5 protein-coding genes are annotated in these 7,223 nt (G+C 63.5%); 4 read left to right on the top strand and 1 reads right to left on the bottom strand.

Going from position 1 to position 7,223, the window contains the following annotated elements; translation table 11 throughout:
* Together NKJ08_RS14890 and NKJ08_RS14885 are read left to right on the top strand one after the other, a co-directional pair.
* Nucleotides 1-318 (top strand): alpha/beta hydrolase (locus NKJ08_RS14890; protein ID WP_352782152.1); only part of this gene is annotated, 318 nt, incomplete at its 5' end.
* A 154-nt stretch (nt 319-472) separates the two neighbouring features.
* Entirely contained in the window at nt 473-1,636 is a 1,164-nt protein-coding gene (locus NKJ08_RS14885) for an alpha/beta hydrolase (RefSeq protein WP_352782151.1), read from the top strand.
* Between the two features lie 18 nt (nt 1,637-1,654).
* On the opposite strand, the gene ade is transcribed toward NKJ08_RS14885, so the two are convergent.
* Entirely contained in the window at nt 1,655-3,466 is a 1,812-nt protein-coding gene (ade, locus tag NKJ08_RS14880; RefSeq protein ID WP_352777602.1) for an adenine deaminase, read from the bottom strand.
* 690 nt (nt 3,467-4,156) lie between these two features.
* On the opposite strand from ade, the gene NKJ08_RS14875 reads away from it, so the two are divergent.
* Nucleotides 4,157-4,546 (top strand): hypothetical protein, encoded by a 390-nt coding sequence (locus NKJ08_RS14875; RefSeq protein WP_352782150.1) that lies wholly within the window; start codon nt 4,157-4,159, stop codon nt 4,544-4,546.
* A gap of 153 nt (nt 4,547-4,699) precedes the next feature.
* On the top strand, nt 4,700-7,213 hold the full coding sequence (locus NKJ08_RS14870) for a DNA-directed RNA polymerase (protein WP_352782148.1): 2,514 nt from the start codon (nt 4,700-4,702) through the stop codon (nt 7,211-7,213).
* The last annotated feature ends 10 nt before the right edge of the window (nt 7,214-7,223 follow it).

Below are 7,223 nucleotides of genomic sequence, written 5' to 3'. Positions count from 1 at the left end.
CATACACACGTAAGGCGGCGGCGGCCGCCTCTGAGGTGTATACCCCCCCGGGCCGCCGACGACCGGGCGCGGCGGCGCTCCGGCCGGAGCGCGGGCGCGCGGCCGCGGGGCGGCGACTACAAGGACGCCGCCGACCTGGCCAGCTATGGCGTGTCGGTCGTCGACCTCTCCAGCGTCAAGGGAGCCGACCGCTTCAACCACACCAAATTCGCCGACAATCCGGAATTGGTGCAGTTGATCGGCCAGAAGCTGCGCGAGGATGACGGGTTTGCCAGCGACCGCGAAGTGACCGACCGCATCGCCTCGGTCGGACAATAGCTATCGTCCGCCGACAGCTACCTTCCGCCAGCTCGCGATTCTGTTCACGATTGCCGCACCATCGGAATAGTTTGAACTGGACCGTGCCGGCCTCTGCCTCTATCGGAATAGTCCAAGACGTCTTCGGCTCGACGTCGCCCTTGCGGGAGCCCGCGTGATCGTGCGTTCGAAGATCTTTCTCGTCGTTGCGTTCGCGCTCGCGGTGGCAGGCTGCGCCGGCCAGAACACGCATGATTTGCTCAACAAGACGACGATCACGGTGCCTGCTTCCGACATCGCGGCCACGCATAAGATCTTCGTCGCCACCACCCGGCAGAAGGCAACGAAAGAGCCCCGGCAGGTGTTCGACGGTGACCGTTCGCCCACGACCAGCTTTGCCAGCGTCGAGGTGACGGTGCCGAAGATCCATCAGGTCGGCGCCATCGAGCGGGTCAAGGGCTCCGCCAACAGCAATCCGGCGAAGGATTTCACGGCGACCGGCGTCACCTTCTACGAAGGGGCGCCGCAATTCGCCAAGGCGGTCGGCGCCGACATCGCCATGCGCGGCGACCGGGCGCTGGTTTTCGTGCACGGCTTCAACAACGGCTTTGACGACGGCATCTACCGCCTGACACAGATCGCGCACGACACGAAATACCCCGGCACGCCGGTGCTGTTTTCGTGGGCGTCGAGCGGCAAGACAACCGGCTACATCTACGACAAGGAAAGCGCCAATGCGGCGCGCGACGATCTCGAAGCGACGCTGCGCATGCTCGCCAAGACCCGCGCCAAGAGCATCGATATCATTGCCCATTCGATGGGGACCTGGGTGACGATGGAAGCGTTGCGCCAGCTTGCCATTACCGGCGACCGCGACCTCGGCGGCAAGCTCGGCTATGTCATCCTGGCCTCGCCCGACATCGACGTCGATGTGTTCAAGAAGCAGATGATCCGCTACGGCAAGCCCGACAAGCCGTTCGCCGTGCTGCTTTCGGGCGACGACCGGGCGCTCAGGCTCTCGACCCTGATCTCCGGCGACAAGCCACGCGTCGGCGACTATGGCGACGCGGCCGACCTCGCCAGCTATGGCGTCTCGGTGGTCGACCTGACCAAGACCAAGGGCGGCGACCGGCTGAACCACGCCAAATTCGCCGACAACCCGTTCCTGGTGCAGCTGCTCGGCGACCGCCTGCGTGCCCCGGCCGGCCTGGCCTCCGAAGAGACCGCGCCGGCCCAGCTCGACAATCTCGGCCAGGGCCTCGGCAAGGCCGTCGGCTCGGTTGCCGAGATCGTCATCACCACGCCGTTCAAGGTGCTGACCATCGCCACCGGCGGGTGAGCCGCGCCCCGGCCGCGTTCAGACGAACAAATCGACCTTCTGGAACGTCGTCACGTCGATCAGGCCGACATCGGAAATCCTGAGCTCGGGGATGACGACCAGCGCCAGCAGCGAGTGCTGCATATAGGCGTTGTTCAGCGAGCAGCCCATCTGGCGCATGGCGTCGCTGAGTTGGTCCGCCTTGGCGGCGACGATTTCCGCCCGCTCGTTTGACATCAGCCCGGCGATCGGCATTTCGACCAGCGCCAGTTCCTTGCCCTTGGAGAACAGGACGACGCCGCCGCCGACCTCGCCCAGCCGGTTCACAGCCAGAGCCATGTCCTGCTTGTTGGTGCCGACGACGATGATGTGGTGGGCATCGTGGGCCACGCTCGACGCCATGGCGCAGTCGCCGATATAGCCGAAGCCGGAGACGAAGGCGTTGGTGACGCCGCCCGTGCCCTTGTGGCGCTCGACCAGCGCGATCTGGCAGACATCGTTGCGGCGGTCCATGGCGACCAGCCCGTCCTCGACCGCAAGATCGGCCTCCAGCGCCCGCGTCGGGGCCTGGTTCTCGATGACGCCGATGACGCGTACCCGCACCTCGTTGGCGCCCTTGGGTGCCGCGATATCGAAATCCGCAGGTTTGAGCTTCTTGCCGAGCTTGACGGTGTTCTTCGCCGTCCGCGGATAGTCATAGGCCGGAATGTCGATTTCGAGCTTGCCGCCCTTGGCCAGCCTGACGCCGCGGGCATAGACTTCGTCGATGGTCATTTCGGCCAGGTCGGAGACGATCAGCAGATCGGCGAGCCGTCCCGGCGCGATCGAGCCGATCTCGCGCTCCAGCCGGAAATGCTGGGCGGTGTTGAGCGTCGCCATCTGGATCGCCGTCACCGGCTTCAAGCCCTGGCTGATGGCATGGCGGACGACCCGGTCCATATGGCCTTCGTGCACCAGCGTGCCGGAATGGCTATCGTCGGTGCACAGGATGAAGTTGCGCGGGTCGAGCCCGCTCTCCGTCACCGCCTTGATCTGCGAGGCGACGTCATACCAGGCCGAGCCCAGCCGCAGCATTGCCTTCATGCCCTGGCGGACGCGGGCGATGGCATCCTCGGCGCGCGTGCCTTCGTGATCGTCCTCGGGGCCGCCTGCGACATAGCCGTGGAACGGCAGGCCGAGATCGCGCGAGGCATAATGCCCGCCGACGGTCTTGCCGGCCCTCACCGTCGCGGCGATCTCGCCCGACATCACCGGATCATTGGCGGCGACGCCCGGAAAATTCATCACCTCGCCGAGCCCGATGATGTTTTCCCAGGTCATTGCCTCGGCGACGTCGGCGACCGTCAGTTCGGCGCCGGCATGCTCCAGCCCCGGTGCTGACGGCACGCAGGACGGCATCTGCACATGCACGTTGACCGGCATGGCGACGGCCTCGTCATGCATCAGCCGGACACCCGGCAGGCCGAGCACATTGGCGATCTCATGCGGATCGATGAACATCGAGGTGGTGCCATGCGGGATCACCGCGCGGCAGAATTCCGTCACCGTCACCATGCCGCTCTCGACATGCATATGCGCGTCGCAAAGGCCCGGCACCAGGTAACGGCCGCCGGCATCAACCACCTTGGTGCCCTGGCCGATGGCATGGCCGGCATTCGGCCCGCAATAGGCGAAGCGGCCGCCGGCAATGGCGATGTCGGTGCCGGCGATGATCTCGCCCGAATGAACGTTGACCCAACGCCCGTTGCGGATGACGAGATCGGCGGGTTTGCGGCCCATGGCGACGTCGACCAGATGCGTCGCCATCTCGGCCCAGGGTTTTGGTTTCGTCGCATTGGCGGTCTTCGGCATGAACAGGCTCCAATTTGCCCGACTGTGCCAAGCCGCGAGGATTTTGACCAGTGAGGAAGCGCAAGACCGGCGCGGTGGAGGCGATCAATCATCGACGTTGGCGCTGCCCCTCAACCTCCTGCCGGGACCTTCTCCCCGTATAGTGACGGGGAGAAAGAACGGCCGCAAACGCCGGCGTCCCCCTCTCCCCGTCCTTCACGGGGAGAGGGTAGGGAGGGGCAGCGCCAACCTGACACGATTGCGTTCGGTATTTTGTTCTTGCTTTGTGCCGGCAGCTATGCTACTAATTTCAGTATGGTGCTGATTCGCGCCGACGACCCGCCGCCGAGGCGGGTTTTTTGTTTCGGCCGATTTTCGTCATCGGCGCCCAGTGCCGCTGCGACGGTTCAGAGCACAACAATCCGCCGGCCGATTTTCTCGACCGCGAACCGGCGGCGGCAGAAGACGGCTTGACGGCCCCTGCCCGGCATCTGAAAAGGACTGGCCTGCGGACGTGGCGGAATTGGTAGACGCAAGGGACTTAAAATCCCATTAGATACCAGCCCTCTAGCGGGACGGTCCCCTAAGACCCTCAAATATCTCAGCTTTCCCCTTGGTTCCGGCGTCAAAACCAACCTTCCCGAAACAGGGAGGGATTTGGTGACAAATGGCCTGGGGTGACAAATCGTGTGACAAATTAGGAGAACAACCATGCAGCGCACACCCCTTCAGCCAATGGGCGACGTCCCCCTGAGCGTCCACTTCACAATCGTAGACATGGACGGTGGCCCAAAGGCCAAGGACGGCATGTTCTACCTCAGCACCGAGGGGGAGATGCTCGACAGCGAGGGCGACCCCTTCTGCTTCAAATCGGGTGCAGAGGGTGGCCTTGAAATCCTGACTGGCGGCAGCGAGTGGATCAATCTCGACGTCGGCCAGTTGAGCATGCTGAGGCGGATAATCGAGGTTCAGGATGACTTCGAGAACGCCAACGAGGACGGCTACACAGACGACGAGGTCGACGAGGAGTTCGTCAGCGCCAGCGCCCGAGCGTACTTCGACGACAGCGAGTTCTCCGTATCGAGGGAGGCGTCGTCCTGATGGCCGAGAACCGGAAGGGCGTTCACGTCCTCGCCCAGATCGCTGGCATGCCATACCGGGACGTCAAGCTGATCCTCTACAACCTCATGATGGATGCACCCGCCGCCGAGCGGGCTGCCCGAACGTTGGCCGCAGCCATATTAGGAGAAGCTATTGAACGCGCACGTCTCGCTGAACCTCACCCGGCAAGCTGAACTCGAAATCGAAATGACCGGCCTGGGCAAGGCGCGCTACCACTCCCGCGTCAACAAGGACATGGAGAAGGAACGCGGGTCCTCGACCAACCCTGGCCGCTACATGATGCAGAACGCCCTGAAGCCCCTCGCGGAGGCCATCAAGGCATTCGTTGACGCAGCCTACAGCGGCCGCCCGGGTCCCAAGGGGGCGACCGCTCGCCTCATCAAGAACATGGACTCGTACGTGGTCTCGTACCTGACGAGCCGGGCTGTCCTGAACCAGCTCATGCGGAAGAACTCCGTCGCTCTCCTGACCCTGGCCCACACCATCGCCCGGGACATCGAGAGCGAGGCGCGGTTCGAGCAGTTCGCCACCTCGGCACCCGGCCTCTTCGCCAAGATCGACAAGAGCCTGACCGACGATGGCGCGACCGAGCAGCACAAGCGGACGGTCATGACCTACGCCATGGGCAAGTTCGACATCCCGTGGGACCGCTGGTCTAAGGACGAAATGAAGCATCTCGGGATCAAGCTGACTGAGCTGTTCTGCGAGAACACCGGTCTGGCCACCATGGTCCAGGCACACATGAGCGAGGACCGCGAAGCGCCACGAGACCAATACCGGGTCGAGCTGACCGACAAGGTCACACAATGGGTCGCGTCCTCTCTCCTGCGCGGGGAGGCAATGCTGCCGCCGAACATGCCGACCATCATCCCACCTAAGGACTGGTCAGGGCTCATCGGCGGCGGCTACTTCACGGACGCTGTCAGGCCCGTCCAGCTCGTTCGTCGGGCCAAGCCGGCACATATTGCGCTACTCAAGGAAGCCCACCTAGGCGCGGTCTACAGCGGCCTGAACGCCATCCAGCGGACACCGTGGCAGATCAACACGGCTGTCCTCGACGTCATGCGAGGGTTCATCTCGGCCGGCTCTGACGTTGCCGGTCTGGTGCCCAAGCGGGACATCGACCAACCCGACAAGCCTGACGACATCGACAGCAACCCGGAGGCCCTGAAGGAATGGAAGTGGGCAGCCCGCGGCGTCTATAGCGACAACATCCAGTTGCGCCGAGACCGCCTGACCCAGGCTGCGCTGATCCAGCTCGCCGAGCGGTTCGAGAATGAGCCAGCGATCTACTTCCCGCACAACCTCGACTTCCGTGGTCGAGCCTATCCCATACCACAGGTCCTGCACCCGCAGGCCTCGGACAACGTCAAGGCCCTGCTCAGGTTCGCTGACGGCAAGGCCCTGGGCGAGGATGGCGAGCGCTGGTTGGCGATCCATGGGGCGAACTGCTTCGGGGTCGACAAGGTGGCGTTCTCCAAGCGCGTGGCATGGGTCGAGGAGAACAGGTTCCTCATCTGCGCACAGGCAGTTGACCCCTTCGCCAACCTGTGGTGGACCGAGGCCGACAAGCCATGGTCCTTCCTCGCGTTCTGCTTTGAATGGCTGGCTCTGGACCAAGAGGGTGACGGCTTCAGGTCACACCTTCCCATCGCCCTGGACGGCTCCTGCAACGGGCTTCAGCATTTCTCGGCCATGCTCCTCGACAGTGTCGGAGGGGCAGCCGTAAACCTGATCCCGGCCGACGAACCGCAGGACATCTATCAGGTGGTTGCCGACCGCGCGATAGCACAACTCCGTTCAATTCGTCCCTTTGACGGGATCATCAGCGAAGAGGGCTCAACCGACAAGAAGAAGAAAGGACCAACAGCCGAGCAAGTTTCACGCTGGGCGCACGAATGGGTCCACTTCGGGATCGACCGCGACATCACCAAGCGGCCGGTCATGGTCCTGCCCTACGGCGGAACCCCCAGGTCGTGCGTCAAGTATGTCGGGGAGAAGGTCGCAGAGCGGATCAAGAAGGGACAGCAGCACAACTTCGGGGACGAGCTGCCCCAGGCCATAGGGTTCCTGTCCAGCATCATCTGGTCGAGCATTCGGGACGTCGTCATCGCCGCAAAGGAAGCCATGGAGTGGCTGCAGAAGACAGCCCGCGTGGTCGCCAAGAAGAACCTTCCGATCCACTGGACGACGCCCTCAGGGTTCGTCGGCTACCAGAGCTACATGGACACGCGGAAGCGTATGGTGAAGACCCGCATCGCCGGCACCGTTGTCAGGCTGGCAACCTATGACGAGACCGACGACCTCAACGTCTCGAAGCAGGCCAACTCGATCAGCCCCAACTGCATCCACTCGCTGGACGCCTCGGCCATGATCCTCACGGTAGACGCCCTGGCGGGAGAGGGTCTGACCAGCTTCGCCATGATCCACGACAGCTACGGGACCCATGCCTGCGACACGACCAAGCTGGCCAACAAGCTGCGCGCGGTCTTCGTCAGCATGTATGAAACCGACCCCCTGATGCACTTCAGAGATCAGCTCGTGGCCCACGTGGGTCCTGATCTTCTCGACGAGATACCGGCACTGCCGACGAAAGGAACACTGGAACTAGATCAGATCATGAACTCCGACTTCTTCTTCGCCTAGATCGTCCCCA

The organism is Mesorhizobium sp. M0244, assembly GCF_040321795.1.
Classification (GTDB): Bacteria; Pseudomonadota; Alphaproteobacteria; order Rhizobiales; family Rhizobiaceae; genus Mesorhizobium.
The sequence above is the reverse complement of the archived record's forward strand: the minus strand, read 5'-3'. Positions and strand labels throughout refer to the sequence as shown.

Bases quoted from the DNA above. Each gene is read 5' to 3' on its own strand.
- ade (WP_352777602.1), bottom strand. From the start codon at position 3,466: ATGCCGAAGACCGCCAATGCGACGAAACCAAAACCCTGGGCCGAGATG.
- NKJ08_RS14875 (WP_352782150.1), top strand. From the start codon at position 4,157: ATGCAGCGCACACCCCTTCAGCCAATGGGCGACGTCCCCCTGAGCGTC.